25 protein-coding genes are annotated in these 26,362 nt (G+C 71.2%); 11 read left to right on the plus strand and 14 right to left on the minus strand.

What is annotated here, in order from left to right; genetic code table 11:
* Window positions 1-102: 102 nt before the first annotated feature.
* Genes meaB through G3I71_RS01075 form a run of 3 tightly spaced genes read right to left on the minus strand, consistent with a single transcriptional unit; the run spans window position 103 to window position 5,059 of the window.
* Window positions 103-1,080: a methylmalonyl Co-A mutase-associated GTPase MeaB gene (meaB, locus tag G3I71_RS01065; RefSeq protein ID WP_164311930.1), complete on the minus strand. Its 978-nt coding sequence runs from the start codon at window positions 1,078-1,080 to the stop codon at window positions 103-105.
* Entirely contained in the window at window positions 1,077-3,251 is a 2,175-nt protein-coding gene (gene scpA / locus G3I71_RS01070; RefSeq protein ID WP_164311931.1) for a methylmalonyl-CoA mutase, read from the minus strand. Before scpA ends, meaB begins: the two co-directional genes overlap by 4 nt.
* Window positions 3,251-5,059, minus strand: a complete 1,809-nt coding sequence (locus G3I71_RS01075; RefSeq protein ID WP_164311932.1) for a methylmalonyl-CoA mutase subunit beta — start codon at window positions 5,057-5,059, stop codon at window positions 3,251-3,253. The genes scpA and G3I71_RS01075 overlap by 1 nt, the downstream gene beginning before the upstream one ends.
* A gap of 255 nt (window positions 5,060-5,314) precedes the next feature.
* Here G3I71_RS01075 and G3I71_RS01080 point away from each other — a divergent pair, with 255 nt between their 5' ends.
* The 3 genes from G3I71_RS01080 to G3I71_RS01090 all read left to right on the plus strand — a co-directional run bounded on the left by G3I71_RS01080 (window position 5,315) and on the right by G3I71_RS01090 (window position 7,204).
* Window positions 5,315-5,890 carry an SMI1/KNR4 family protein gene (locus tag G3I71_RS01080; RefSeq protein ID WP_164311933.1) on the plus strand — a complete coding sequence of 192 codons (576 nt, stop codon included), beginning with the start codon at window positions 5,315-5,317 and terminating at the stop codon, window positions 5,888-5,890.
* A gap of 39 nt (window positions 5,891-5,929) precedes the next feature.
* Window positions 5,930-6,535, plus strand: a complete 606-nt coding sequence (locus G3I71_RS01085) for a DinB family protein (RefSeq protein WP_164311934.1) — start codon at window positions 5,930-5,932, stop codon at window positions 6,533-6,535.
* Window positions 6,536-6,721: 186 nt separating this feature from the next.
* Window positions 6,722-7,204, plus strand: coding sequence for a VOC family protein (locus tag G3I71_RS01090; protein ID WP_164311935.1), 483 nt, complete (start codon window positions 6,722-6,724; stop codon window positions 7,202-7,204).
* Between the two features lie 44 nt (window positions 7,205-7,248).
* On the opposite strand, the gene G3I71_RS01095 is transcribed toward G3I71_RS01090, so the two are convergent.
* The 3 genes from G3I71_RS01095 to G3I71_RS01105 form a co-directional block, all read right to left on the minus strand.
* The gene (locus tag G3I71_RS01095; protein ID WP_164311936.1) at window positions 7,249-8,157 is read right to left on the minus strand and encodes an aminoglycoside phosphotransferase family protein; all 909 of its coding nucleotides are present in this window, start codon (window positions 8,155-8,157) and stop codon (window positions 7,249-7,251) included.
* Between the two features lie 113 nt (window positions 8,158-8,270).
* On the minus strand, window positions 8,271-8,918 hold the full coding sequence (locus G3I71_RS01100) for a DUF3105 domain-containing protein (protein WP_164311937.1): 648 nt from the start codon (window positions 8,916-8,918) through the stop codon (window positions 8,271-8,273).
* 114 nt (window positions 8,919-9,032) lie between these two features.
* On the minus strand, window positions 9,033-9,422 hold the full coding sequence (locus G3I71_RS01105; RefSeq protein ID WP_164311938.1) for a hypothetical protein: 390 nt from the start codon (window positions 9,420-9,422) through the stop codon (window positions 9,033-9,035).
* Between the two features lie 270 nt (window positions 9,423-9,692).
* On the opposite strand from G3I71_RS01105, the gene G3I71_RS01110 reads away from it, so the two are divergent.
* From G3I71_RS01110 to G3I71_RS01135, 6 genes are all read left to right on the plus strand, one after another.
* Window positions 9,693-10,529 carry a VOC family protein gene (locus tag G3I71_RS01110; protein WP_164311939.1) on the plus strand — a complete coding sequence of 279 codons (837 nt, stop codon included), beginning with the start codon at window positions 9,693-9,695 and terminating at the stop codon, window positions 10,527-10,529.
* 44 nt (window positions 10,530-10,573) lie between these two features.
* Entirely contained in the window at window positions 10,574-11,272 is a 699-nt protein-coding gene (locus tag G3I71_RS01115) for a ribonuclease H (RefSeq protein ID WP_164311940.1), read from the plus strand.
* Between the two features lie 103 nt (window positions 11,273-11,375).
* The gene (locus tag G3I71_RS01120) at window positions 11,376-12,623 is read left to right on the plus strand and encodes an FAD-dependent monooxygenase (protein ID WP_164311941.1); all 1,248 of its coding nucleotides are present in this window, start codon (window positions 11,376-11,378) and stop codon (window positions 12,621-12,623) included.
* A gap of 109 nt (window positions 12,624-12,732) precedes the next feature.
* Window positions 12,733-14,223: an MFS transporter gene (locus G3I71_RS01125; RefSeq protein ID WP_164311942.1), complete on the plus strand. Its 1,491-nt coding sequence runs from the start codon at window positions 12,733-12,735 to the stop codon at window positions 14,221-14,223.
* Window positions 14,220-14,828: a TetR family transcriptional regulator gene (locus G3I71_RS01130; protein WP_203728969.1), complete on the plus strand. Its 609-nt coding sequence runs from the start codon at window positions 14,220-14,222 to the stop codon at window positions 14,826-14,828. Before G3I71_RS01125 ends, G3I71_RS01130 begins: the two co-directional genes overlap by 4 nt.
* A gap of 56 nt (window positions 14,829-14,884) precedes the next feature.
* The gene (locus G3I71_RS01135; RefSeq protein ID WP_164311943.1) at window positions 14,885-15,868 is read left to right on the plus strand and encodes an aldo/keto reductase; all 984 of its coding nucleotides are present in this window, start codon (window positions 14,885-14,887) and stop codon (window positions 15,866-15,868) included.
* An 18-nt stretch (window positions 15,869-15,886) separates the two neighbouring features.
* On the opposite strand, the gene G3I71_RS01140 is transcribed toward G3I71_RS01135, so the two are convergent.
* On the minus strand, window positions 15,887-16,234 hold the full coding sequence (locus tag G3I71_RS01140) for a hypothetical protein (protein WP_164311944.1): 348 nt from the start codon (window positions 16,232-16,234) through the stop codon (window positions 15,887-15,889).
* 155 nt (window positions 16,235-16,389) lie between these two features.
* Here G3I71_RS01140 and G3I71_RS01145 point away from each other — a divergent pair, with 155 nt between their 5' ends.
* Window positions 16,390-16,890 carry a DUF6328 family protein gene (locus G3I71_RS01145; RefSeq protein WP_164311945.1) on the plus strand — a complete coding sequence of 167 codons (501 nt, stop codon included), beginning with the start codon at window positions 16,390-16,392 and terminating at the stop codon, window positions 16,888-16,890.
* On the opposite strand, the gene G3I71_RS01150 is transcribed toward G3I71_RS01145, so the two are convergent.
* The 6 genes from G3I71_RS01150 to G3I71_RS01175 form a co-directional block, all read right to left on the minus strand.
* Complete coding sequence (locus tag G3I71_RS01150; protein WP_203728971.1) at window positions 16,875-17,546, minus strand: DUF2238 domain-containing protein; 672 nt, start codon at window positions 17,544-17,546, stop codon at window positions 16,875-16,877. The two genes, G3I71_RS01145 and G3I71_RS01150, sit on opposite strands and share 16 nt — an antisense overlap.
* Before the next feature lie 98 nt (window positions 17,547-17,644).
* On the minus strand, window positions 17,645-18,805 hold the full coding sequence (locus G3I71_RS01155; protein ID WP_343242803.1) for a hypothetical protein: 1,161 nt from the start codon (window positions 18,803-18,805) through the stop codon (window positions 17,645-17,647).
* A gap of 169 nt (window positions 18,806-18,974) precedes the next feature.
* On the minus strand, window positions 18,975-20,636 hold the full coding sequence (locus tag G3I71_RS01160; protein WP_164312059.1) for a serine/threonine-protein kinase: 1,662 nt from the start codon (window positions 20,634-20,636) through the stop codon (window positions 18,975-18,977).
* A 206-nt stretch (window positions 20,637-20,842) separates the two neighbouring features.
* Window positions 20,843-21,901 (minus strand): polyprenyl synthetase family protein, encoded by a 1,059-nt coding sequence (locus G3I71_RS01165; protein ID WP_164311946.1) that lies wholly within the window; start codon window positions 21,899-21,901, stop codon window positions 20,843-20,845.
* Complete coding sequence (locus G3I71_RS01170) at window positions 21,898-22,950, minus strand: tetratricopeptide repeat protein (RefSeq protein ID WP_164311947.1); 1,053 nt, start codon at window positions 22,948-22,950, stop codon at window positions 21,898-21,900. Before G3I71_RS01170 ends, G3I71_RS01165 begins: the two co-directional genes overlap by 4 nt.
* Before the next feature lie 185 nt (window positions 22,951-23,135).
* Entirely contained in the window at window positions 23,136-23,813 is a 678-nt protein-coding gene (locus G3I71_RS01175; protein ID WP_164311948.1) for an AIM24 family protein, read from the minus strand.
* 176 nt (window positions 23,814-23,989) lie between these two features.
* On the opposite strand from G3I71_RS01175, the gene G3I71_RS01180 reads away from it, so the two are divergent.
* A complete protein-coding gene (locus G3I71_RS01180; RefSeq protein WP_164311949.1) occupies window positions 23,990-24,805 on the plus strand; it encodes an SAM-dependent methyltransferase in 816 nt (271 codons plus the stop codon).
* Between the two features lie 27 nt (window positions 24,806-24,832).
* Here G3I71_RS01180 and G3I71_RS01185 read toward each other — a convergent pair whose 3' ends face one another.
* Window positions 24,833-26,323 (minus strand): CAP domain-containing protein, encoded by a 1,491-nt coding sequence (locus G3I71_RS01185; RefSeq protein ID WP_164311950.1) that lies wholly within the window; start codon window positions 26,321-26,323, stop codon window positions 24,833-24,835.
* Window positions 26,324-26,362 lie beyond the last annotated feature (39 nt).

Here is a 26,362-nt window from a genome sequence, read left to right on the forward strand (position 1 = left end):
GCCTGCATGGCGTTGACCGGCGCCTCATCCCGCACCCCGCCACACCCCTCTGAGCCCGCCCCGTGTCCGGCGGCCCCGAACTCGACGGGCCGGCCCTGGTTCTCAGCCGCCGCCGAATGCCTTCAGGATGCGCTCGGCGGCGAGGGTGGCCGTCAACTCGCCGTTCCTGACCTGCTGTTCGAGGCCTGGGGTGACGGCACGTACGGCCTCGTCGGTGTGCAGACGGCCCAGCAGTTCGTCGCGGACCATCGTCCAGGTCCAGTCGACCTGCTGGTCACGGCGTTTGGCGGTGAGGCGGCCGGTCGAGTCGAGCAGGACGCGGTGTTGTTCGAGGCGGTCCCAGACGGTGTCCAGGCCGGTCGACTCGCGGGCGCTGCACGTCAGCACGGGCGGGGTCCAGGCCGCGTCCCTGCCGTGCATCAGCCGCAGGGCGCCCGCCAACTCCCGTGCTGCGGCCTGGGCGTCGCGCTCGTGCGGGCCGTCCGCCTTGTTGACGGCGAGCACGTCCGCGAGCTCCAGGACGCCCTTCTTGATGCCCTGCAACTGGTCGCCGGTGCGGGCCAGCGTCAGCAGCAGGAACGAGTCGACCATGTTCGCGACGGCGGTCTCGGACTGGCCGACGCCGACCGTCTCCACGAGCACGACGTCGTAGCCCGCCGCCTCCATCACCACGATCGACTCGCGCGTCGCCTTGGCGACCCCGCCCAGCGTGCCCGCGGTGGGGGAGGGGCGGATGAAGGCCGCCGGGTCAACGGCCAGCCGTTCCATCCGGGTCTTGTCGCCCAGGATCGAGCCGCCCGTACGGCTGGACGACGGGTCCACCGCGAGCACCGCCACCCGGTGCCCGAGCCCGGTCAGCATCGTGCCGAACGCGTCGATGAACGTCGACTTCCCGACCCCCGGCACCCCGCTGACCCCGATCCGCCGGGCCCGGCCGCTGTGCGGGAGCAGCGCGGTCAGCAACTCCTGTGCCAGCGCCCGGTGCTGGGGCCGGGTCGACTCGACGAGGGTGATGGCTCGCGCCACGATCGCCCGCTTCCCGTCGAGCACGCCCTTGACGTACGCGTCGAGATCGATCACAGGTCGTGCCCGAGGTCGGCCGAGAGCCGCTCGACGAGGTCGTACGCCGCGTCCGGGATCACCGTCCCGGGCGGGAACACGGCCGCCGCGCCCATCTCCAGGAGGGTCGGCACGTCCTGCGGCGGGATCACCCCGCCGACGACGATCATGATGTCCTCCCGGCCCTCGGCCGTCAGCTCCTCGCGCAGCGCCGGTACGAGGGTGAGGTGCCCGGCGGCCAGCGAGGACACCCCGACGATGTGGACGTCCGCCTCCACCGCCTGCCGGGCCACCTCGCCCGGGGTCTGGAACAGCGGGCCGACGTCGACGTCGAAACCGAGGTCGGCGAAGGCGGTGGCGATGACCTTCTGGCCGCGGTCGTGGCCGTCCTGGCCCATCTTGGCGACCAGGATGCGCGGCCGGCGCCCCTCGGCCTCCTCGAAGGCGTCCACCAGGGTGCGGGTGCGGTCGACGGACGGGGACTCGCCTGCTTCGTTGCGGTACACCCCGGCGATCGTACGGATCTGGCCCGCGTGCCGCCCGTACACCTTCTCCAGCGCGTCGGAGATCTCCCCGACCGTCGCCATCGCGCGGGCGGCGTTCACCGCCAGCTCCAGCAGGTTGCCCTCACCGCCCGCCGCCCGGGTCAGCGCGTCCAACGAGTCCTGGCACGCCCGCTCGTCGCGCTCGGCACGCAGCCGCCGCAGCTTCTCGATCTGCTGGGTGCGTACGGAGGAGTTGTCGACCTTGAGCACGTCGATCTGCTCGTCGGTCTCCACGCGGTACTTGTTGACGCCGATCACCGGCTGGCGCCCCGAGTCGATGCGGGCCTGGGTGCGCGCCGAGGCCTCCTCGATGCGCAGCTTGGGGAGGCCCGCGTCGATGGCCTGCGCCATACCGCCCGCCGCCTCGACCTCCTCGATGTGCTGCCAGGCGCGGCGCGCGAGGTCGTACGTCAGCTTCTCCACGTACGCGCTGCCGCCCCACGGGTCGATGACCCGGGTCGTGCCCGACTCCTGCTGGATCAGCAGCTGGGTGTTGCGGGCGATGCGCGCCGAGAAGTCGGTGGGCAGCGCGAGCGCCTCGTCCAGGGCGTTGGTGTGCAGCGACTGGGTGTGGCCCTGTGTCGCCGCCATCGCCTCCACGGCCGTACGCGTCACGTTGTTGAACACGTCCTGCGCGGTCAGCGACCAGCCCGAGGTCTGCGAATGGGTGCGCAGGGAAAGGGACTTGGCGTTCTGCGGGTCGAACTGCCTGACCAGCTTCGCCCACAGCAGGCGCGCCGCGCGCAACTTGGCGATCTCCATGAAGAAGTTCATGCCGATCGCCCAGAAGAAGGAGAGCCGGGGCGCGAACGCGTCCACGTCCATCCCCGCCTCACGGCCCGCCCGGATGTACTCGACCCCGTCCGCGAGCGTGTACGCCAGCTCCAGATCGGCCGTCGCACCCGCCTCCTGGATGTGATAGCCGGAGATCGAGATGGAGTTGTAGCGGGGCATCCGCTGCGAGGTGAAGGCGAAGATGTCGGAGATGATCCGCATCGACGGCTTCGGCGGATAGATGTAGGTGTTGCGGACCATGAACTCCTTGAGGATGTCGTTCTGGATGGTCCCGGCCAACTTCTCGGGCGGCACGCCCTGTTCCTCCGCCGCCACGATGTACAGCGCGAGGACGGGCAGCACCGCGCCGTTCATCGTCATCGACACGGTCATCTTGTCCAGCGGGATGCCGTCGAAGAGCTGCCGCATGTCGTAGATCGAGTCGATCGCCACACCCGCCATACCGACGTCACCGGTCACGCGCGGGTGGTCGCTGTCGTAACCCCGGTGCGTGGGCAGGTCGAAGGCGACCGACAGGCCCTTCTGGCCGGCCGCGAGGTTACGGCGGTAGAAGGCGTTGGACTCCTCGGCGGTGGAGAAACCCGCGTACTGGCGGATCGTCCACGGCTGGTTGACGTACATCGTCGGGTACGGGCCGCGCAGATAGGGGGCGGCACCCGGGTACGTCGACAGGAAGTCGAGACCCTCCAGGTCACGGCCGGTGTAGAGCGGCTTGACCGCGATGCCCTCCGGGGTCTCCCAGAAGGTTCCCTCCGAGCCGGTGGTCGCCTTGACGGCCGTACGCCAGTCGTCGGCGCCGGTGTTGGCGGTCGGGGTCCCCAGTTCGATTCCGGAGAAGTCGGGGATTCCCATCAGGACGCTCCCATGCGGTCGAGGGTGGCGGAGAGCACGGCGACGGCGTCGCAGCCCGCGAAGACGTACGCGTCGACGTCCGTGTACTGCCCGGGACGGCCGGCGAGGAACACCTGCGAGGCGCCGGCGGCCTTCAGTTCCGCCGCCACGGTGGCGGCCTGCTCCTCGTACAGCGTGTCACTGGAGCAGAGGCAGGCTTCGGTGGCGCCGCTGTCCGCGAAGGTGCCGTCCGTGACGGTCTCGATGCCGCCGGCCTGGAAGAGGTTCGAGACGAAGGTCGTCCGCGCGCTGTGGGCGGCGGCCGAGCCGATGGTCGCCAGGAAGACGCGCGGCCGGGATCCGGTGGCGGCGAGGTGGGCGTCGGAGCGGGCGCGCAGAACCTCGTACGCCTCGTCGCGCCGCACCCGGGGGAGCCCTCCGGGCGGCGGTACGGGCGCCGGCTCGCGGTCCGGGAGACGCTCGGCGAGGTTCGGGAACTCGCTGACCCCGGTGATCGGCTCGCGCCGCTTGGCCAGCTTGGCGGAACGGGCCGCCCAGGTGGTGGCCAGCGCCTCCCCGAGTCGGCCGGAGCGAAGTGCGGCGCTCTGGCCGCCCAGGCCCTCGATCCACTGGAAGAACTCCCAGCCCGCGTGGGCGAGTTCGTCGGTCAGCCGCTCCACGTACCAGGAGCCGCCCGCCGGGTCGATCACCCGGGCCAGATGCGACTCCTCGACCAGGATCGTCGAGGTGTTGCGGGCGATACGGCGCGCGAACGCGTCCGGCAGGCCCAGCGCGTGATCGAAGGGCAGCACGGTGACCGAGTCGGCGCCGCCGACCCCGGCGGCCAGCGTGGCGACCGTCGTGCGCAGCATGTTCACCCACGGGTCGCGGCGCGACATCATCACCGGCGAGGTCACGACGTGCTGCACCTGTGCTCCCGCCGCCGGTGCCTCGGAGACCTCGGCGACCCGCGCCCACAGCCGCCGGGCCGCGCGCAGCTTGGCGATCGTCAGGAACTGGTCGGCGGTGGCCGCGAACCGGAACTCCAGCTGTGCACAGGCCTGTTCGACGGACAGCCCGGCTTCCGTCAGCTCCCGCAGGTAGGCGACCCCGGTCGCCAGGGACGCGCCCAGCTCCTGCGCGGCCGAGCCGCCGGCCTCGTGGTACGGCAGCGCGTCCACGGTCAGCGCACGCAGCCCCGGATACTGCTCGGCGCACAGCCGCGCCAGCTCGACGACCGGCGCGAAGGCCAACTCCTCACCGGTGCGGGCCTCGTGGCCCAGCGGGTCGCCGCCGAGGTTGCCGCGCGCCGCCTCCCTGGCGACGCCCCGCTCCTCGTACAGCCGCAGCAACTCCCGCGCCGCGGGCTCCACGTCCGGTCCGGCTTCGAGGACGACGGGGGCCAGGTCGAGATAGACGCCGTCGAGAGCCCGGGCGAGCGACGCCACCGGGATCGCGTCCGGGCCGACGGCCAGCCAGAGCGAGGTGACGCCGTTCTCCAGGTCCCCGAGCACCGCGTCGCCCACGAGGGTCGCGTGCCGCTGCCGTACGTCCCAGCCTCCGACGGTGTTCCCCTCGGGGCGTCCGCCGCGTACGAAGGGGGCGAAGCCGGGGAAGCCGGGCTCGGGAGCCTCGTCGTCCGCCGTGTAGAGGGGGCGGGTGGTGAGCCCGTCCTCCAGGGCGGTGGACAGCGCGTCCTCGGCTGTCGCGGCGGAGACCTCCTTGCCCGCTTTGCGCAGGACGCCTTCCACCAGGCGCTGCCACTGCTCATGGGTCGTGGAAGGGAACTCGGCGGCCAGTGAGAGCCCGTCGTTGGGCAGGACTGTCATGCCCGGATGCTAGGGCAGAGAGGTCCGGCCGCAGGAGAGCGCCAGGCTGTGACCTTGACCTCGGCTGAACTGTGACGTCGGCCTCACAGCGATTTCCGACCCCGAGAGGGGTGCGGGGGGAGGCCCTCACGACCCTCTATCGGCGGGATCGTCGCGCATGCCGGCGTGGCGCGTCAATGCGGCAATGCTCGTCAAACGCCGGTGTCAGTGGTGCCTCCTAGACTCCTGCCGACCTGATCGAAAGGCGGGACCACCATGGAAGACCTGACGGGGATCGCGGCGTTGCGGCAGCTACTGCCTCCACCGCCCGGCGCGGGGGAGAAGATCGACTGGGAGGCGGCCGAAGCGCGGTGGGGCACCAGGTTTCCGCGGGACTACATGGACTTCATGTCCGTGTACGGCGTCGGCGGGATCGGCTCCGAGGAGGACTTCCACGAGATCGGAATCCTCGCGCCGTTTCCCACCGGGGCCTACGAATTCTCCCCCGACGACTTCGAGGACGAGACGGGGAACGCCAGCCTGGCCTGGGAGGAGGAGGGCCCCGACCAGGATGACCTCGACCTCGACCCGGAGCACATTCTCGCCTGGGGCTACACCAACCACGCCGACATCCTGTGCTGGATGACCAGCGATCCGGACCCCGACAAGTGGCCTGTTCTGCTCTTCGCCCGTCATGGCTCGGTGACTTGCGAGGTCGTCCCCTGTGGCATGGTCGAGTTCCTGCGCAGGCTCTTCGTGAACGAACTCCCCTCGTACAGCCTGGACTTCCCGCCCGCGCCGCGCTTCGTGCACTGGCGCAAGGAGCGCGGGCTTCCTCCACTGGCCCAATAATCGGTGGCGGAGCGGGTCGACGCGCGCGAGCATGCCCCCATGGACTCGCGCGCGCACGACAACGGGACGACGGCGACTCGGTGGACGGTCGCGACCGTCTATGACGACATGTGGGTCGACCCGGACGACGATCCGCGCGAGACCGACACCGAGATCGTCGACGAACGCGGCACGTTGATCGAGGGCCTGCGCCATTACCGCCTCACCGTGGAAATGAAGTGCGCCGGTCTCGACGCCGAACAGATGGCCCGGCGCTCCGTACCGCCGTCCACGATGTCGCTGCTCGGGCTGGTGCGGCACCTCACCGAGGACGAACGGCATTTTCGCCGGGTGATGGCCGGTGAGGACGCGCCGAAGCTGTACCGCACCGACGACGACGGCGACTGGAACGGCGCGGTCGCCGATCCCGCGGTCGTGGAGGACGCCTGGAAGCAGTGGCGGGTGGAGACGGAACTCACCGACCGTTTCGTCGCGGGCGTCGCCGACCTCGGCACCACGAACGCCGGTTTCTCCGACTTCGGCGCCGAGGCAGGCGGGGAGATTCAGCTGCGAGATGTCCTGGCGGCGCACGTCAACGAGTACGCGCGGCACTGCGGCCACGCCGACCTCCTGCGCGAGTGCGTCGACGGCAGGGTAGGCCAATGACCCGTTGACCCGTTGACCCGTTGATCGGTTGATCAACTCGTCAACGGATCAACTCGTCGAATGGTCGGCGAAACGCGGCGTCGCCTCCGAGACCGACCGATGGAACAACTCATCGCGCCACCGATGAGTTTCCGCCCGAGGATCGGTCGAAAGAGGTGACAGCGTTCCCGCTCCAGGAGGTACCCCATGACAACCGACGGTTTCACCACGTGTCTCTGGTTCGACGGCCAGGCAGAGGAAGCCGCTCACTTCTACGTCTCGGTCTTCAAGAACTCGTCCCTCGGCAGGACCGGCTACTACAACGAGGCCGGACCCGCCCCCGCCGGCGGTGTGCTGGCCGTCGACTTCGTGGCCAACGGCCAGAAGTTCGTCGCCCTGAACGGCGGCCCGCAGTTCAAGTTCACCGAGGCCGTCTCCTTCCAGATCTTCTGCGCCGACCAGCAGGAGGTCGACCACTACTGGGCGAAGCTCACCGAGGGCGGCGGTGAGGGCGGCCCCTGCGGATGGCTCAAGGACAAGTACGGACTGTCCTGGCAGGTCGTCCCGGAGGGCCTGATCGAGATGATCAGCGACCCGGACCCGGAGAAGGCCGTCCGCACCACCAAGGCCATGTACGCGATGAGCAAGCTGGACGTCGCCGCCCTCCAGAAGGCGTACGCGGGGGAGTAGGGACGAACCCGGCCGGCGCCGAGCCGCCCCCTGTCCCGGGCGGCTCAGGCCTGTCGGCCGCTGTGCTCGGCCAGGATCTCCCTGATCACATGCCGGGAGTTCGCCGCGAGCACCGGATTCGTCTCCCGGTAGTACGGCAGCTGGATCAGCGAGATCGACAGCGCCCAGCCGCGTCCGCGCGCCCATTCGGCGTCGTCGGCGCCGACCGCCTCACGGAAGGTGTCCCGGACGTCGGCGGGCAGCAGGTTCCAGGCCACGATCAGATCCACGGCCGGATCGCCGACCCCGGTACAGCCGAAGTCGATCACGGCGCTCAGCCGCCCCTCGGCGACCAGCACATTGCCCGGAGAGAGGTCGGCGTGCGCCCAGACCGGCGGTCCCGCGTGCTCAGGAGCTCGCAGGGCGGCCTCCCACATGGCGGTGACCGCCACCGTGTCCACCGCTTCCGCCCCTGCCGACTGGGCGAGAGCCGCGCGAGTCTCCGTATCTCGCGCCGACAACGGAACGGCCCGGGCGTGGGGCGGCCCGTTCCCGGCGTCGACGCTGCGCAGGGCGCGGATGAAATCGGCGAGTTCCCTGGCCAGCGTCTCGGGGGAGTCGAGGGCGTCGACCGCCGGATTCCGCCCGTCCAGCCAGCCGTACACCGACCAGGGCCACGGGAACCCCTCGTCGGCGCCGCCCCGCCCGAGCGGCTCGGGCACGGCGACCGGCAGGCGCGGCCCCAGCAGGGACAGCCAGCGCTGCTCGTGCTCGATGCTGCCCACCGCGCCGGGATGCCTCGGCAGCCGGACCACCAGGTCCCCGCCGAGCCGGAACATGGCGTTCTCGGTCCCGGCGGACTCCAGCCGCTCCACGGGCAGACCCGCCCACTCGGGAAACTGCAGGGCGATCAGGTGCTGGACCAGCGGGGCATCGATCTCCGCCTCGTCCGCATGCATCTTCAGGGCGCACATGTCGACCATCACAGCCGCCGCCGGGACTGTAGTCCACCGATTTTCGACGGTACGGAAACGCGGGCGCCGGCGCGGGGCCGTCCGTTGCGAACGCCCCGCGGCCGACGCCCGGTTCAGGGAGTCATCCCGTTGGTGCAGGCGGCACCGGGCTCGGGAGTCTGCTCACCCTGGACGTACTTGGTGAGGAACTCGGTGACTCGCGGGTCCGACGCCTTGTCCACCTTGAGCTGGTGCTCCCAGGCGCTCAGCACGATCGGCGACGACTGGTCCTCGTACGGACTCATGAAGGTGTACGACGTGTTGGTCACGCGCTCGGACAGGGTCTTGACGTCCGCCTCGGCGGCCTTGTCGTTGTACGTGATCCAGACGGCGCCGTGTTCGAGGGCGTGCACCGCGTTCTCGTTGGGGACCACCTTGGTGTAGACCTGCCGGTCGCAGTTCACCCACACCTGGTTGTGGTCACCGCCCACGGGCGGGCTCATCTTGTACGTGACGGCCTTGGCGACGTGGTTCTGGGTGAGCTTGGACCAGCTCTTCACACCCGAGATCGGCGCCGCCTTCGCCGCGGCCTTCGCCTCCTCCTTGTCCTGGGCCGAGTCGACGAGGAACCAGCCGCCGCCGGCCAGGCCGACGAGTATGACGGCGGTCGCGCCGAACGTGAGCAGACGCATACGGCGCTCGCGGGCCTGCTCGGCCTTGCGCAGCTCCTCCATGTGGGCGCGGCGGGCCGAGGTCTTCGCCTTGGCGTTGGATGTACCCATGGGATGTCCTTCTCCGTGCCGTGCCTGTCTCCGGGCGCGGCGCTGCAAGCTGGGGTGACGGTCGTGGTCGTGGCTGAGCGGTTCGGCCCGAGGGAACGCGGGCCCGACCAGGGTCTAGACCCGGAGCAGTTGCAGTTCGTGGAGATCGGGAGGGCGGGCGGCGCCAGGGGTCCGGGACGGGCCGAGCGGCAGCCGGGCGGGGGCGGTGCCCGGCTGGTCCAGTGCGGCGGGCCGGTCCGCGCCGATGAACGGGGCGTGGTTGAGGACGCCGGGGTGCCCGGGGGTGTGACAGCCGTGGTGCGGCCCCTCCTGGCACGGGTCCCGGTCGGCGATGTGCACGACGTGCGCCGACGTCGACCGATCGGGCCCGGTGTCCGGCGAGGGCAGGGCGCCGGCGCAGGAGAACACGAACGTCGCGAGGACGAGGACCAGGACGGCCAGCAGGTGCGGGGCGCTGCCGCGGGCATGCCGCATAGCTGGACGGCGCACCCGTGCAGCGGACATCTGGACACCTGGAGATAGGGGCGGGGCTAAAGGAGACGAGCGCCGATGAAATTATCAGACCGTAAGGGTGTGTTATTGCCCTGCCCTGTGGGTTGTCCGTTGGCTGCGCGTCGGTGGGGGCTTGTCGCGCAGTTCCCCGCGCCCCTTCAGGGCGCATCCCCTCCCGTCTGTAACAGCCCCGGTCGCTCGACGCGCGTCCCGGACGAAGCCTGGCTAGCGTGAGAGTTCCGGACACCCGACGAGATCGACCAGACCGGAGAGGCCGAAGCCATGGCCGTGCAACCTGAGGGAACCCCCTGTTGGGCCGACGCGATGTTCAGTGACGTCGAGGGAGCCAAGAGCTTCTACGGCGAGGTGCTGGGCTGGACCTTCGGCGAGTCGTCGTCGGATTACGGCAACTACACACAGGCGTACGCCGACGGCAAGGCGGTCGCCGCGGTCGTCCCGCCGATGCCCGGGCAGGAGGGGCAGTCGGCGTGGTGCCTGTACCTCGCCTCGCCGGACGCCGCCGCCACCGCCGCGAAGATCCGTGACAACGGCGGTGAGCTGCTGATGGAGCCGATGCAGGTGGGTGAGTTCGGCACCATGTGCCTGGCCCGTGACCCCAGCGGTGTCGCCTTCGGTGTCTGGCAGGGAGGTGTCCACGAGGGCTTCGAAGCGGGACCGGAAAAGCCCGGCGCGTACTGCTGGGCCGAGGTCTTCACGCGCGAGACCGAGAAGTCGGACACCTTCTTCCAGACCGTCTTCGGCTACTCGGCGAAGCAGGTGCAGGACGACGCCATGGACTTCCGGATGTACAACCTGGGCGGGAACGGCGGGAACGGCGGGAACGGCGGGAACGGCGAGAACACGGTCCTCGGCCGGATGCGGATGACGGACGACTTCCCGCCCGAGATGCCGCCGTACATCAACGTGTACTTCACCGTCGGCAACTGCGACGGCGCCGTCGCCACGGCCACCAAGCTCGGCGCCGTGCTCCGCTTCGGGCCCATGGACAGTCCGTTCGGCAGGTTCGCCGCGATGAGCGATCCGCAGGGCGCCAACTTCTCCGTCATCGACGTCACGACGACGGCGGGCGAGATGCCCAAGTCGGCGGACGTGGGCTGAGGGAGGCGGCCGACGGAGGGCCGGGAGCCCGTCGCACGCATGGCATGATCGAGCGCATGCGTGAACGAGTGGTGGCCGCGTGCGACGGGGCTTCTAAGGGAAATCCAGGACCGGCGGGCTGGGCCTGGGTGGTGGCCGACGGCTCGGAGAGCCCCACTCGCTGGGAGGCCGGGCCGCTCGGCCGGGCGACCAACAACGTCGCCGAACTCACCGCGCTGGAACGGCTGTTGACGGCCGTCGCGCCGGACGTACCGCTGGAGATCCGGATGGACTCCCAGTACGCCATGAAGGCCGTCACCACCTGGCTGCCCGGCTGGAAGCGCAAGGGCTGGAAGACGTCCTCGGGCAAGCCGGTCGCCAACCAGGAACTCGTCGTCCGTATCGACGAACTGCTCGACGGCCGCTCGGTCGAGTTCCGCTATGTGCCCGCACACCAGGTCGACGGCGACAAGCTCAACGACTTCGCCGACCGTGCCGCCAGCCAGGCCGCGATCGTGCAGCTGTCGGCCGGCAGCGACCTCGGCTCCCCGGAACCCCCGGCCTCGCCCGACACCCCCCGCTCCTCGGCCCCGAAGACGTCCGCCACGAAGACGGCCCGGCCGCGCAGCGGCAACTCCAGCCGCACCCTCAACGCCAAGTTCCCCGGCCGCTGCGTCTGCGGACGGGCCTACGCGGCCGGCGAGACCATCGCCAAGAACGCCCAGGGCTGGGGTCACCCCGAGTGCCGTACAGCTGACGTCTGAGCGCACCCGACCACACCGGCCGTCCCATGACGGACGGCATTTCGGTGTGCTCACATCCTGCTACTCTCCGACGCGAACTGACCACCTTCCGTAATCTCTAGGGGTGTGTGTGAAGGTTGCCTGTGTCGGAGGCGGGCCCGCCGGCCTGTATCTCTCGATCCTGCTGAAACTGCGGGATCCGTCCCACGACATCACCGTGTACGAGCGTGACCCGGCGGGCTCGACCTACGGCTGGGGCGTCACCTACTGGCGCGGACTGCTCGACAGGCTCCACGAGCGCGACCCCGAGTCCGCGCGGGCCATCGGGGACGCCTCGGTGTCCTGGGACCACGGAGTCGCCCACGTGGGCGACAGCGCGACCCGGCACCCGGGCGACGAGGGCTTCGGCATCGGCCGCCACAAGCTCCTCGACATCCTCGCCGACCGGGCCCGACAGCTCGGCGTACGGCTGGAGTTCGAGCACGGGATCACCGACGCCGGCGCACTGGCCGACGGCGACCTCGTCGTGGCCGCCGACGGCGTCAACAGCGCGCTGCGAGAACAGCACACCGAACACTTCGGCGCCAGCCTGAGGGACGGCCGCAACCGGTACATCTGGCTCGGCACCACCAAGGTCTTCGACGCCTTCACCTTCGGCTTCAAGGAGACGGAGCACGGCTGGATCTGGTGCTACGGCTACGGCTACAGCCAGGACCACAGCACCTGCGTCGTCGAGTGCTCCCCCGAGACCTGGAGCGGGCTCGGCCTCGACCGGGCGAACGAGGCCGACGGCCTGGCACTGCTGGAGAAGCTCTTCGGCGACCTGCTGGACGGCCACCCCCTGATCGGGCGCTCGGCCGACGACGGCGCCGCCCAGTGGCTGAACTTCCGCACCCTCACCAACCGCGCCTGGCACCACGGCAACCTCGTCCTGCTGGGCGACGCCGCCCACACCACGCACTACTCCATCGGCGCCGGCACCACCCTCGCCCTGGAGGACGCCCTCGCCCTGGACGAGGCCCTCCACACGCATCCCGAACTCCCCGCGGCCCTCACCGCCTACGAGGAGCGGCGCAAGTCGGAACTGCTCTCCATCCAGAGCGCGGCCCGCTACAGCGCCCAGTGGTACGAGAACCTGCCGCGCTACATCCGGCTGCCCCCGGCCCGGATGTTCGCGCTGCTCGGCCAGCGCCACTCGCCGCTGCTGCCCTATGTGCCGCCCCAGCTGTACTACGGCATCGACCGGGCGGCGGGGCGCCTCGAAGCGCTGCGCCGGTTCAAGCGATGGCTGGGCCCGAAGCTCGCCCGGACCGCGCAGGCACGCGCGCTGGCCTCCCGTACCGGGGAAGAGTCCGGGGTCTCCGGAAAATAGCCTGGTCACGGCCGGTGTTATTGGGTGAATGGCGATTCACCGCTATGGTGAATCGCCATTCACCTCTTTCTTTTCGTGTCGCGCAGAGCGGCCGGCCGCTGGAGTGCCGATGGACCAGCCAGTCCCGATGTCCGCCCCACGCGAGATGCCCGCCCCGCGGCCCCTGCGCGACCGGATGACCGTTCCGGCGCTGGCGTTCGGCGGGATGCTCATGGCGGTCATGCAGACCGTGGTCATCCCGCTGCTGCCCGACCTGCCCCGGCTGACCGGTGCCTCACCCGGCGCGGTCTCCTGGATGGTGACCGCGACCCTGCTGTCCGGCGCCGTCCTCACCCCGGTGCTGGGCCGCGCCGGGGACATGTACGGCAAGCGGCGGGTACTGATCGCGGCGCTCGGGCTGATGGTCCTCGGCTCGGTCATGTGCGCCCTGTCCTCCGACATCGGCGTGCTCATCACGGCGCGCGCTCTGCAGGGGGCCGCGTCCGCCGTCATCCCCCTGTCGATCAGCATCCTGCGCGACGAACTGCCGCCCGAGCGCACGGGAAGCGCGGTCGCGCTGATGAGCGCGACCGTCGGGATCGGCGCCGCTCTGGGGCTGCCGCTCGCCGCGCTGATCGTCCAGTACGCGAACTGGCACGTCATGTTCTGGGCGACCGCCGGCCTCGGCGCGGTGGGCGTGACGGCGGTGTGGTGGGCGGTGCGCGAGTCACCCGTCCGGGAACCGGGGCGCTTCGACGTCGTGGGCGCGCTGGGGCTGGCGGTCGGGCTGGTGTGTCTGCTCCTCGGAATCGTCGAGGGCGGTGAGTGGGGGTGGGCCGGCCCGCGTGTCCTGGGACTGTTCATCGGCGCCGTCGGGGTGCTCGGCCTGTGGTGGTGGCACCAACTGCGCACCCCGCAGCCCCTGGTGGACCTGCGGCTGGTGTCCCGGCCCCGGGTCGGTCTGTCCCATGTCGCCGCCCTGCTGACCGGGTTCGCCTTCTACTCCAACTCCCTGGTGACCGCCCAGCTGGTCCAGGCGCCCGAGGCCACCGGGTACGGGCTCGGCCTGTCCATCGTCCAGACCGGCCTCGTCCTGCTGCCCGGCGGCATCGTCATGCTCGTGTTCTCGCCCGTCTCGGCCCGGGTCTCCGCGGCGTACGGGCCGCGCGTCACCCTGGCCGTCGGTACGGCGGTCATCGCGCTCGGCTACGTGGTGCGCATCGCGGACAGCCGCGACCTGTGGATGATCATCGTGGGCGCCGCAGTCGTCGGCATGGGCACCACCTTCGCGTACTCGGCGCTCCCGATGCTGATCCTGGGGGCCGTACCGCCCGGCCAGACCGCCTCCGCCAACGGCGTCAACGTCCTGATGCGCACGATCGGCCAGGCCATGTGCAGTGCCGCCGTCGTAGCCGTGCTGGTACGCCACACCAGCCCGGTCGCCGGTGTCGCGGTGCCCACCCTGCACGGCTACCTGCTGGCCTTCGCGATGGCCGGCGTCGTCGCCCTGCTGGCCTGCACGGCGGCCCTGACCATCCCCGGCGACCTGGTCACCGACGGTACCCGGCGCGCCCGTGACCGCACACGGGGAGCGCGGGACGAGGCGATGGAGGGAGCATGAGCACCGTGCACACACCACCGCCGACCGGCCCCGACACCGAGCCGACACCTGCCGTGGCCCCGCGCCGGGACGCCGAGCAGACCAGGGCCGCCATCCTGCGCGCCGCCAGGTACCTCCTCGCCCGCCACGCCCAGGCGGACATCACGCTCAAGGCGGTCGCCGAACGCGCCGGTGTCAGCCCGCCGTTGATCCTGAAGTACTTCGGCAACAAGGACGGCCTCTTCGCCCGCGTCATGTCCTTCGACCAGGACGCCGACGCCCTCCTCGACGCACCCCTGGACGACCTCGGCCGCCACATGGTCCGCCATCTCCTCACCGGCCAGACCGAGCGCGGCGCCGACCCCGTCCTGCGGATCGTGTTCGCCCCCTTCCAGGGCGACCGGGGCGACATCATGCGCGCCAACTTCCGCACCCAGGTGAGCGACCGCCTCGCCGGCCGCCTCCCCGGCCCCGACCCGGGCCTGCGCGCCGAACTGGCCGTCGCCACTCTGCTCGGCCTGGGCGTCATGTACGGCATCGCCCGCGGAACGCACCTGCGGGCGGCGACGATCGACGACATCGTGGACCGGTACGCCTCCACCGTGCAGGCACTGCTCACCCTGTGACGGGGCCGGGCGGGCCCCGGCCGCCCGGACCTGCGGGCGGATGACAGACTGACGTCATGGACGAGCGTGTAATCGGTAGGTCGGGTCAGCGGGCGTCGGTCATCGGCCTCGGAACGTGGCAGCTGGGCGCCGACTGGGGCGACGTGGAGGACAAGGACGCCCTCGCGGTGCTGGACGCGGCGGTCGAGTCGGGAGTTACCTTCTTCGACACCGCCGACGTGTACGGCGACGGACGCAGCGAACAGACCATCGCCACCTTCCTGCGCGGCAGGCCCGAGCCGGATGTCCTGGTCGCGACCAAGATGGGCCGCCGTCTCGACCAGATCCCCGAGAACTACGTCCTCGACAACTTCCGTGCCTGGAACGACCGTTCACGGCGCAACCTCGGCGTCGACCGGATCGACCTGGTGCAGCTGCACTGCCCGCCGACCCCCGTCTACTCCTCCGACGAGGTCTTCGACGCCCTGGACACCCTGGTCGAGGAGGGGCGCATCGCGCGGTACGGCGTCAGCGTCGAGACCTCCGCGGAGGCAATCACCGCGATCGCCCGCCCGGGCGTGACCAGCGTGCAGATCATCCTCAACGCGTTCCGCATGAAGCCCCTCGCCGAGGTGCTCCCGGCCGCGGAGAAGGCGGGCGTCGGCATCATCGCCCGGGTCCCGCTCGCCTCGGGCCTGCTCTCGGGCAAGTACACCAAGGACACGGTGTTCCCCGAGAACGACCACCGCACGTACAACCGCCACGGCGAGTCCTTCGACCAGGGCGAGACCTTCTCCGGTGTCGACTACGCGACCGGCGTCGAGGCGGCGGCCGAGTTCTCCGCCCTGGCCCCGGAGGGGTACACCCCGGCGCAGCTGGCCCTGCGCTGGATCCTCCAGCAGCCCGGTGTCACCACGGTGATCCCGGGTGCCCGCTCGGCCGAGCAGGCACGCGCCAACGCGGCGACCGCCGCCCTGCCGCCGCTGTCGCTGGAGACGCTGGCCGCGATCCGGGACCTCTACGACCGCCGGATCAAGGCGCAGGTGGAGAGCCGCTGGTAGCGGATCGTCGTACGCGTGTCACGGCTCCAGGAGCAGCTGGCGTTCCTGCTCCTGGTCGCCGGAGACACTGCCCCGGTCCTGAGTGGTGAACGTACCGGTGAGGGTGTCACCCGCGCAGCGGACGGCCGCGGGTGTGCCCTGCACGGTGACCGTCACGGGCGCCGACAGCGGTGACCTGGCCGGACGGCCGGGTTCGAGGTTCTCCGTGCCGACGGTGAACGCGGCCGTGTGCACCGTCGACGGCGCGTCGTCGTCTCCCGGGGACTCGTCCGCGGGGCCGAAGGCCGACTCCAGGGCTCGTACGACCGTCTGCGCGTCGGCGGCGTTGCCGCCGCTGACCGTGAGGGTGAGCTGCGTACCGGACATGGCCGGACCTCCTTTTCGACGTGGTCACTGTGGTGCGTCCCGGGTAGCCGCTCCGCCGATCGGCCAAACCGCCCGGCCGCGATCTGATCGAATCCGGCTCCACGGGGAACCCGGATCCGCACAGGAATGTCAGGACGCGGAGGCCAGGAGGAACCATGGCGGACACTGAGAATGGGGTCGACACGCTCGACCGGGGGCGGGACGAGACCAAGGAGGAGCGGGCCGACCGCAAGTGGGGCGAGCTCATCCAGGAGGTCCGGGTCGCCCAGACGGGTGTGCAGATCCTGTTCGGCTTCCTGCTGACCGTCGTGTTCACCCCGAGATACGAGCAGCTGGACGCCACGGAGCACACGATCTACATCATCACCGTCGTGCTGGGCGCAACCACCACCGGCGCCCTGATAGGACCGGTCGCCCTGCACCGGATCGTCTCCGGCCGTCAGGTGAAACCCGAGGCCGTGCGCTGGGCGTCGCGGCTGACCTTCACCGGTCTGGTGCTGCTGCTCGCCACGATGACCTCGGCCCTGCTGCTGGTACTCAGGGCGGCCACCCATGACGCGTACGTGCCCTGGCTGGTCGCGGGGATCGTCGCCTGGTACCTGGCCTGCTGGTTCGTGCTGCCGCTGTGGACGCGCCACCGCTACACCACGGACTGAGCGCGTACCGCCGCGAGCTGCCGGTCGTGGACGCGGCTCAGCAGGAGCAGTGAGAGGGTCGCCCCGATCAGCGCGCAGAACATGTCCCACTGCGTGTCCCACACGTCGCCCTGCGTGGCCAGGAAGTCGTCGGCCGCGGCGCCGCCGATCACGGCCGCCGCCCACTCGAACATCTCGAACACCGCGCTGAAGGCGAGGCAGGCGCACACGGTCAGCGGCGCGAGCCAGCGGCTGCCGCGCAGCGGTGACGTACGGCTCAGCAGTTCCCGTACGAGCACGGCCGGCACGAAGCCCTGCATGAGGTGGCCGAGCCGGTCGTACGGGTTGCGGTCGAGGCCGAACGTGTCGCGCGCCCAGTCGCCCAGCGGGACCTGCGCGTAGGTGTAGTGGCCGCCCACCATCAGGACGAGCGCGTGCAGCGCGAGCAGGCAGCACAGCAGGTTCGTGAGCGGGAAGCGCCGCCAGGTCAGGACGAGCACGGGCAGTCCGATGAGGATCCAGACCGTCTCCAGGAACCAGGTCATCAGGTCGTGCGGCTGCCACACCGACACCGCGAGCGCGACGGCCACCAGGCCGGCGAGCAGCGCCGGAAGGTGCCGCCGCGGGGTGTCGGTGGCCGTCGGGAGGGCGTGCGGGGTGTTGTCGACTGCGGGCATCGGAACGCTCCTTGTGGTGGGAGCATCATCGTGGCGGAGCGCTCCGGCCCCGGGCATGAGTAGGAGTACTCAGCTCGGGGCGCCCGTGTCCTCAGGTGTCACGCGGACGGTGTGCGGGCTCCGCGCAGCGCCGTGATGCACGAGGCGATGGCCTCCTGGAGCTCCTCCAGCTGCTGGACCATGTCGTCCTCGGCGAACTCCTGGACGTCGTCGAAGGTCAGCTCCTCGAACGCCTTGGTGGCCTTCGTCAGGCTGCTGTAGAACTTCGTCCGCCGTTCCGAGACGCGCAGTTCGGGGTCTGCCTCGACCGCCTCGACGACGAGGTTCTTGAGGGTGTCGTAGGCCTCGTTCGCCCACTCGCCGGTGTCCTCGTCCTCGTCCAGCTCGTCGAGGAGGGACAGATGCCGTTCGGCCTCCTGGCGCAGGTCGACGGGCGCATCGATGGTCTGCCCGGCGGGCGTCTTGACCTGGCCGGACTCGGCGATCTGGCGGACGTATCCGACCCGGTCGGCCGACCGGGACTCGGAGGCCACGGCCTTCTTCAGGTCGTCGGTGCGGACGATGTCGCGTGCCAGTTCGGCCTGGAGATCCGGGTCTTCCTTGATCCGGTCGAGCAGTGCGTGCCGGGCGGCGCGGGCGGTCGAGGGGTCGGCCATGATCGCGGCCCGCAGCGCGGTGGGGTTCTCCGCGACCTCCAGCGCCTTGGTCGGCCGGATGCCCTCCGCCTCGGCGGCCTCGGTGATGGCGGCGCCGCGCTCCGAACCGGCGCTGGAACGGGAGCTGTAGTACGTGAGCCACAGGTCGGCGCCCGGGAGTTCGGCCTCCGCGCCCGGGGCCAGCGCCTCGAAGTGCGGGACGACACCGTCGTCGGCGGCCTTGTCCCAGGCCTTGTAGTAGCGCATGACACGCTCGGGCGAGCAGTCGGCGAGAGCGGCGAACTCCTTGGCGGACACCTTCGGCGTCTCACCGGCGCTCTGGCCACCGGGCCGCACACTCCGCGCCACCTTCAGCCCGAAGGCCCAGCCCCCGGTCCGTGCGTAGGCCCCGAACTCCTGCGCGTCGCGCGCCACGAGGGGGGACACGTCGGCGGCGTCGAGGGCGGCCTCCACGGGCTCGTCGGGCTCGGGGGACGGCTCGGACCACTCGGACCCGTCGAACTCCTCGGACACGGGGGCCACCTCGGATACGGGGGCCACCTCGGGTGTCTCGGAAGGCTCAGGCATCTCCGGCGTTTCGGACGGGGCGATCGCTACGGTCACAGGTGACTCTCCCGGGCAGGCTGGACGGACTGCGAAAGGTACAGACAGGCAGCCTATATGCGGGCATTGACGATGCTTTGACAGACCCGGCCCGACCCCGGTCCCGGCCCGTCACCGAGTCCGCACACCCGGTGGTGGACACGTGTCCCCGCCCATGGCTGAACGCGGTTCACTCTCTGAAGGTCCGGAAAAAGGCGTCCAGCGCCTGCCGGTTGGCGGTGTCGTTCCAGTCGGCGGCGGGTGTCGTCCAGCGCAGCGAGTAGCCCGTGTTCTCGCCGGTGAGGAAGCCACGGCCGAATGTCCGTATCCGGGTGCCCTCGAAGTCGGACAGCCACTCCATGTCGGCGCCGCTCCGGCCGCGATAGGTCGTCGCCCGGATCGCGCCGATCCGCTGGAAGCCGATGTCCGCCTGGATCAGGACGGGTTCGACGTCGTCGCGCCACACGGCCACGGGATCGGAGCGGAGCAGCTGGCTGTACGTGATGGTCAGGGTCCGCGGGTCGCCGTCGGCGCCGAACACGATGCGGTAGGCGACGTTGCCGGGGGAGACGTCCTCGCTCAGCCGCTTCCACCCCTGGGGGAGGGCCACGGAGAACCCTTCCGGGGCGTTGTACACCCGGAACCCCGCGGGCAGTGCTTCGGCGGTGCCCCCGGTCGCCGAGGGAGTGGGCGACGCGGCCGGTGGTGCCGAGGGCGTCGGTGAGGGCGGTACGGAGGGGGCGGTGCTGGGTGCGGAGGTCTGGTCGGGAAGGGCGGTGTTCCCGCCGGTGACGGGCAGGGACGGAACCGGGGCGACCACCGGCGGGGTGGTGTCGGCGCCGGACGCCGAGGCGTCGATGCCGGGCAGGTTGTCCGTCGTCGCGAGGACCGCGACGGTGACGGCCGCCAGTGCGGCACCGACGAGGACGAACCTGCGGGGACCGCGCCTGTTCAGATTCCGGCCGGCGCGCCGCGCGGCGATGGCGGCACCGGTGCCGCGAAGCCGGACAGAGGGCACTGCTTCGTCAGAGGTGTCGGGTTCGTCCCTGATGACGCGGAGCAGGGCGTCCCGCGCCACCGGCGCGGTCAGCCGTTCCCGGGCGTTCTTGCGCAGCAGCCCCTGGATGACCTGGGCGAGAGGGCCGGCGCGTACCGGGCTGCGCAGCGGCAGCCGGTCGACCGCCTTGAGCGTGGCGTCGGCCCGCCCCCGGTCACGGAAGGGCGGCCTTCCCTCGGCCATCGCGTAGAGGATCGCGCCGAGCGCCCACAGGTCGTCCGACGGGTCGGGGCGCGCGCCGTGGGCCTGTTCGGGCGAGGCGTACGAGGGCGCGCCCACCCGGGACGCGGACGTGGCGCCCGCCAGGCCGAAGCCGGTCACCACGACCGGTCCCTGGTCCCGTACGAACACCTGGCCGGGACTGAGTTCGGCGTGCACGATCCCCTCGCGGTGCGCGGCCTCCAGCGCGTCGAGCACTTCGAGGGCGATGCGTGCCGCCCGCACGTAGTTGAACGTGCCCTGCCGTTCGAGGAGTTCACTGAGCGGTGTGCCGTCGATCCACTGGGCGACCGTCCACAGGGTGCCGAACTCCTCGACGACGTCGATCACCGCGGCCACCCGGCCGGGCAGCACCAGCCCGAGGATCTCGGACGCGCGCGTCACCCGGGCGATGGCCCGGCGGGCGGTCTGCTCCCGGGGATCGGGCGGGAGCTGGATCTGGGTGAGGACGACCGGGCGCTCGGATGCGGTGTCCTCGCCGTACCAGGAGACCCGGTTCGTTTCGCGATCGACGACATCGAGGAGTCGGTACCTTCCGGCCACCAACTCGTGTGTGGAGACGTGCGCCTTGACCATGGCCATCCCTCGCTGAACACCTGACTCTCATCTTTCCCAGTGGTACGAGGGGTGTGACGGGGTCTGTTCAAATATTCCGCAACTCCCGGGACCGATTTCCCTTTTATTCATCTGCGGCGAGCAGGTGTGCGAAGAAATGGGGGCATTCACCAGCCTTGAGGTGACGTCCCGCACACGATCTCCCCACCGGATCTCCTCCTTCCGCCTCACAGCTCGCGGCGCACCAGGAAGCTCAGCAGCGTCCGCAGTTCGTCGACCGCCGGCCCCGCCAGGGGCAGCTCGGCCAGGCCGCTCTCGACCGCGGCGAGGTGCCGTCGGGCCTGGGCGAGGGCCGCCGTACGGCCGCCCGCCTCGGTGACGAGCGCCGCCGCGTGTCGCGCGAGGGCCTCGTCCGGCACGTCGACCGACTCCAGCAGCGCGGCGAGCCGCCGGGCGGCCGGGACCGGCGCGTCGAGCGCGGCCAGTACCGGGTACGTCTTCTTGCGCTCCCGGAGATCACCGTGGACGGGCTTGCCTGTGACGGCGGGGTCGCCCCAGATGCCCAGCACGTCGTCGACGATCTGGAAGGCGGTCCCGGCATGCCGTCCCACCCGCTCCAGCGCGGCCGTCGTCGCCGGCGGGGCGCCGCCCAGTGCGGCTCCCAGCGAGAGCGCGCAGCCGAGCAGCGCGCCCGTCTTGCGCTCGGCCATCGTCCGGTACTCCTCCGGTCGCACCCGCTCGGGCCCGCTCCACGGGCGGGCGGCGAACAGCAGGTTGTCGGCCTGCCCGGACACCACGTCCGTCAGCGCCGCCGACAGCAGCCGCATCCCCGCCGGGCCGCCCGGCGTCCACGCGACGGTCTCCACGGCCAGCGCGAACAGCGCGTCGCCCGCGAGCACGGCCGGACCGGTGCCGTACGCCTTCCACGCCGTGGCGCGGCGGCGCCGCATCGGGTCCCCGTCCATGATGTCGTCGTGCAGCAGCGAGAAGGTGTGCACCAGTTCCACCGCCACGGCCGCCGCGACTCCCGACGGTCCGGGCACGCCGGCCACCTCCGCACCGAGCACGGCCAGCGCCTGGCGCACGCCCTTGCCGCCGGACGCGTCGACGGGCGCACCGCCCACCTCGCACCAGCCGAAGGAGTACGCGGCCATCTCGCCCAGCCAGGGATGCAGCCGCTCGACGGCCTCGGTGAGCGCCGGACGGACCAGGTCACGGCACCGTTCGAGGAGTCGGGGCACGGACGGGGCTGCCGGTGCCAGGACCTCGGAGGCCGACGGCGTCATCGCGCGGCCTCCGTGCCCGGGTCCGTGTCGAGGCCGAGTTCGGTCTGTGCCCTCGCCACCATCGCACGGGCGTGCCGCAGCCCGATGCGCTCCAGATCGCGGGCCAGTTCGGTCAGTTCGGCGGCCGTCTCTGTGCGGTCCTGGCCCAGGCGGGCCAGCGACTTGGTGAGTCCGAGGCGGGACAGCGCCTCGCCGCGCGGCTCGCTCATGGCGCGGAACTCCGCCAGCGCCTGGAGGTACAGGTCGCGGGCCTCGGAGTATCGCCCGGCGCGGTAGTAGACGTTGCCGCGCATCTTGTGGTTGTAGGCCAGCGCGCTCGACAGGTTCATCGCCGTGCAGCTCTCCTCCGCCTCCGAGAGCAGGGCGAGGGCGCGTTCCGTGTCCCCGTCGCGCACGGACACGATGTCGGCGAGCCCACGTAACGCCCAGGCGTGCCCACGCCGGTCGTCGGCCCGCGCGGAGATCTCGGCCGCCTCCTCGAACATGGCGTACGCGCTGTCGTACGAGCCGGTGTTGCGGTGCATCTGCGCGATGCCCTCCAGCGCCCACACCGTGTGCCGCGCCTCACCGCGCCTGCGCGCCTCGGCGAGCAACTGCTCGTGCAGTCGGCCGACCGCCTCGTAGTCGCCCTGGATACGGCCCGTCTCGGCCAGCCCCGCGAGCGAGTATCCGCGTACGACGATGTCACCGCCGCGCTCGCCCAGTTCGGCCGCGAGCCCCAGCAGCCGCCGGGCCAGCGGGAACGCGCCGCGCTGGCGGGCCAGCGTGCCGCCGCTCCACAGGGCCCACGCCATCGCCGCGGTGTCGTCGGCCGCCCGGGCCGCGCGGTAACTCGCCTTCCAGGCCCGGTCGGCGTCGCCCACCTGCCCGAGCCGCCGGTGCGCCTCCGCGACCGCGAGTCCGGATCGGGCGGCCTCGCCGCGCCGCCCGGCCCGCTCGGCGGCAGCCAACTGCTCGGTGCCCGCGGCGAGTACGTCGACCAGGGAGGAGTTCACCGAGAGACTGGTGAGCGCACCCTGGTACTCCGGGGCGAATGCCTTGCCGTACATGCAACCCTTTCGGTATACGCTCAGCGTATACATGGTGTGTATAGTGCGCCGAAAATGTGCCCCGGCCGGTCGGGCCGGGGCGGCGCCTGTTTGTCGTCGGTGTCGTCGATCAAGACGTGAAACGCGGCGGGGAGGTTGCCTGTGCGACGCGGATCACGTTCCGGGACGCCGGTTCGCGGTCGTCCTCAGTGCTGCTGGGCCTTCTGCGGAGTCACCTCGCTGGGCCGCACTACGACAAACCCCTCGCCCTGGAGCATCAGTTGGGCGGCCTCGCCGGATCCGCCACGGATCATCGACCCGAAGGACTGCGAACGGTGCAGCGACGTCTGGAGACTGGCCGTCCAGCCCACGACCGCGTCCGTGTCGACGTACACCGGATACTGCGGCGACACCGGAATCACCAGCGGACTGCCCTCGCACACCAGCCCCAGCCGCCCCTGCCCGGTGAAGACGCTGTTGAACAGGCCCCCGCCGCTGATGCCCGCGCCCTTCACCGTCTTGATCTCGTACGTCAACGACGCGTCGAAACACAGGACGTTGCGGCCGTTGACCGTGAAGACGTCACCCGGGTCGATCTCGACGATGAAGCAGCTCTGCGCCTCGTGCGCGAACCACGCCTCACCCTGGCCGCGCACCGCCATCAGGGGCAGCCCCTCACCGGTGACGGCACGCTTCAGCATGCCGCCGACGCCCTGCCCCTTGCGCTCGAACTGGAGGTTGCCGCGGAAGGCGATCATCGCGCCCTGCCGGGCGAACATCTCGCCGTTGACGGCGTACTTGATGGACTTGGCGTTCTCGGCGGTCATACCGGGCGCTGTGGCCGGCTGCACCATGTACTCACTGGAAAAGAGGTCACCCTTCATACGGGCATCGTGTCCCGCAGGGTGCGCGTTCCGCCAGGAGAACGCGCGGAAAGGACAGAACCCGGCCAAAGGAGGCCGGAGGGCTCTTTGTGTCCTGGCGATCCGGCGGCGGCGGTGCCGGTGACGCTACGTTGTGAGGCTAGGCCGACCACGGTTCCCCACAAGGAGGTTGCCCGGTGACGCAGGACTCGTCCGCCCCCGGCACACGGACGCCGGAGAAGATCGACACGACAGTGCCGCACTCGGCCCGGATCTGGAACTACTGGCTCGGCGGCAGGGACAACTACCCGGTCGACCACGAGGCGGGCGACGCCTTCCGCGAGATCTTCCCCGGCATCACCGACCTCGCCGGAGGCTCCCGCGCCTTCCTCGGCCGCGCCGTGCGCCGGTTGGCCGGCGAGGCCGGGATCCGGCAGTTCCTCGACATCGGCACCGGCCTGCCCACGGCTGACAACACCCATGAGATCGCCCAGCGGGTGGCCCCCGACGCCCGCATCGTCTATGTCGACAACGACCCCCTCGTCCTGACCCACGCCGAGGCCCTGCTCACCAGCTCCCCCGAGGGCGTGACCGACTACGTCGACGCCGACCTGCACGACCCCGACGCCGTCCTCCGGGAAGCGGCGCGGACCCTGGACCTCAGCCGGCCGGTCGCCCTCACGCTGATGCAGGTCAGCGGGCACATCGCCGACTACGACGAGGCGCGGGCCATCGTCCGCGCGCTGATGGACGCTCTGCCGTCGGGCAGTTTCCTCGCCTTCAACGACAGCGTGGACACCAACAAGGCCAACGCCGAGGCCACCCGCCTCTACAACGAGAGCGGGGCGGCCCCCTATCGTCTGAGGAGCCCCCGGCAACTCGCCGGATTCTTCGAAGGCCTGGAGCTGCTGGCCCCCGGTGTCGTGCCCATCACCGACTGGCGCCCGGATCCCGGGTCGGCCGCCGCGACCGGAGAGGTGATCGCCCTGGGCGGCGTCGCCCGCAAGCCCTAGACGGGCGTGGACCGGCGGACGGGGTGTTCAGGCGCCGAAGAGCTGGGTCCAGTACGTGCCCGCCTTGCCGCCGCCCGCGAAACCGATGCCTATGTGAGTGAACTCCCGCTTGAGGATGTTGGCACGGTGCCCGGGGCTGTTCATCCAGCCCTCCACGACCTCGGCGGCGGAACGCTGTCCGCACGCGATGTTCTCGCCGATCGTCCGCCGAGTGGACCCCGCCGCGGCCGCCCGGTCCCACGGCTGGCTGCCGTCGGGCCCGGTGTGCGAGTAGAACGCGCGGACCACCATGTCCGTACTGTGCGCCTGCGCGGCACGGGTGAGCAGGGCGTCGGTGGCCAGCGGCGGCAGCCCGGCCCGGGTCCGCTCCCGGTTGGTGAGCTCCGTGACCTCGGCGGCTGTTCTCGCCAGGTCTCCGGGCATGAGGGGCCGGGCCCAGAGGGCGGTCCAGTACGTGTCACCCGTGCGGGATCCGGTGACGTACGCCAGGCCGACCTGGGTGAACGCCGGGTCGTGCAGGGTGCGCCGGGCCTGCTCCGTGCGCAGGCAGTAGTCGACGAACTCCTCGGGCGTGCGCGGACCGGAGACCAGGTGCTCGCCGACGGTCAGATATGTGTACCCGGTGGCGGTGACGCGCTGGTGGACGGAGGTACCGTCCTGGCTCTCGGTGCCGAGGCGGCCGGCCGAGGCCATGGCGGCGGCGTGCGCCCGAGCGGCGGCGCAGAGCCGCGCGTCGAGGGCGACGGGCGGTGAACCGGCAGCGGCCCGGGCGGAGTTGGCGAGGGTGAGGAAGCCTTCGGCGGGCCCAGCCGTGGCCACCGACCCCGAACCGGGCCACGCTCCGGCGGCAGACGCGGCGGTCGGAGGAACCGACCCGGCAGTGCCGGCCGGTGGCGGGTTGCCCGTCGGCCGGGACCGGCGCGAAGCCGCCGCCTCCGACAGCCGAGAGGCCGCGCCCGACAACCGGGAAGCGGCGCCGGACCAGCGTGACGGTGTAGCGAGGGACGCCGAGGCGGACCCTGCCGCGGCCGAGGAACCGTCGTCCGCGACATCCACCCCGAAGTCCCGGGCGAGACCCGCCAGCCCGTCCGCGTACCCCTGGCCCAGCGCGCGCAGCTTCCAGTCAGCGCCCCGCCGGTACAGCTCCGCCAGCAGCAGCACCGTCTCCCGCTGCGGGCGCGGCGGCGTGAACCGGGCGAGCGGGCGCCCGCCGGGGCCGGTGACGTGGAGTGTGGGCGCGGGCAGCCCGCCCAGTGCCGTACCGGGGTCGGCGGCGCTGACGACCAGCGTCACGCGGGTGGCGCCGGGGCGCAGGCCCGCCGGGTCGACGGTGAGGGTGTCGCCGTGCAGCCTGGCTCCCGGTGCCGTCGGCTGGTTGTAGAACACGAAGTCGTCGTCGCCGCCGACCTTGCCGCCGTCGTCCGTCACGAGCGCGCTCACATCGAACGGGCCCGGCACCCGGAGCGTGAGGGTGCCGCCCGGAAGGGGCGTGTTGCCCCCGGGGACCAACTCACTCATCGCGCCTGCCCTGGGGTCGTGGTTCGTGCCCCATGGGGC

It is taken from the genome of Streptomyces sp. SID12501 (assembly GCF_010550245.1).
Taxonomy (GTDB): domain Bacteria; phylum Actinomycetota; class Actinomycetes; order Streptomycetales; family Streptomycetaceae; genus Streptomyces.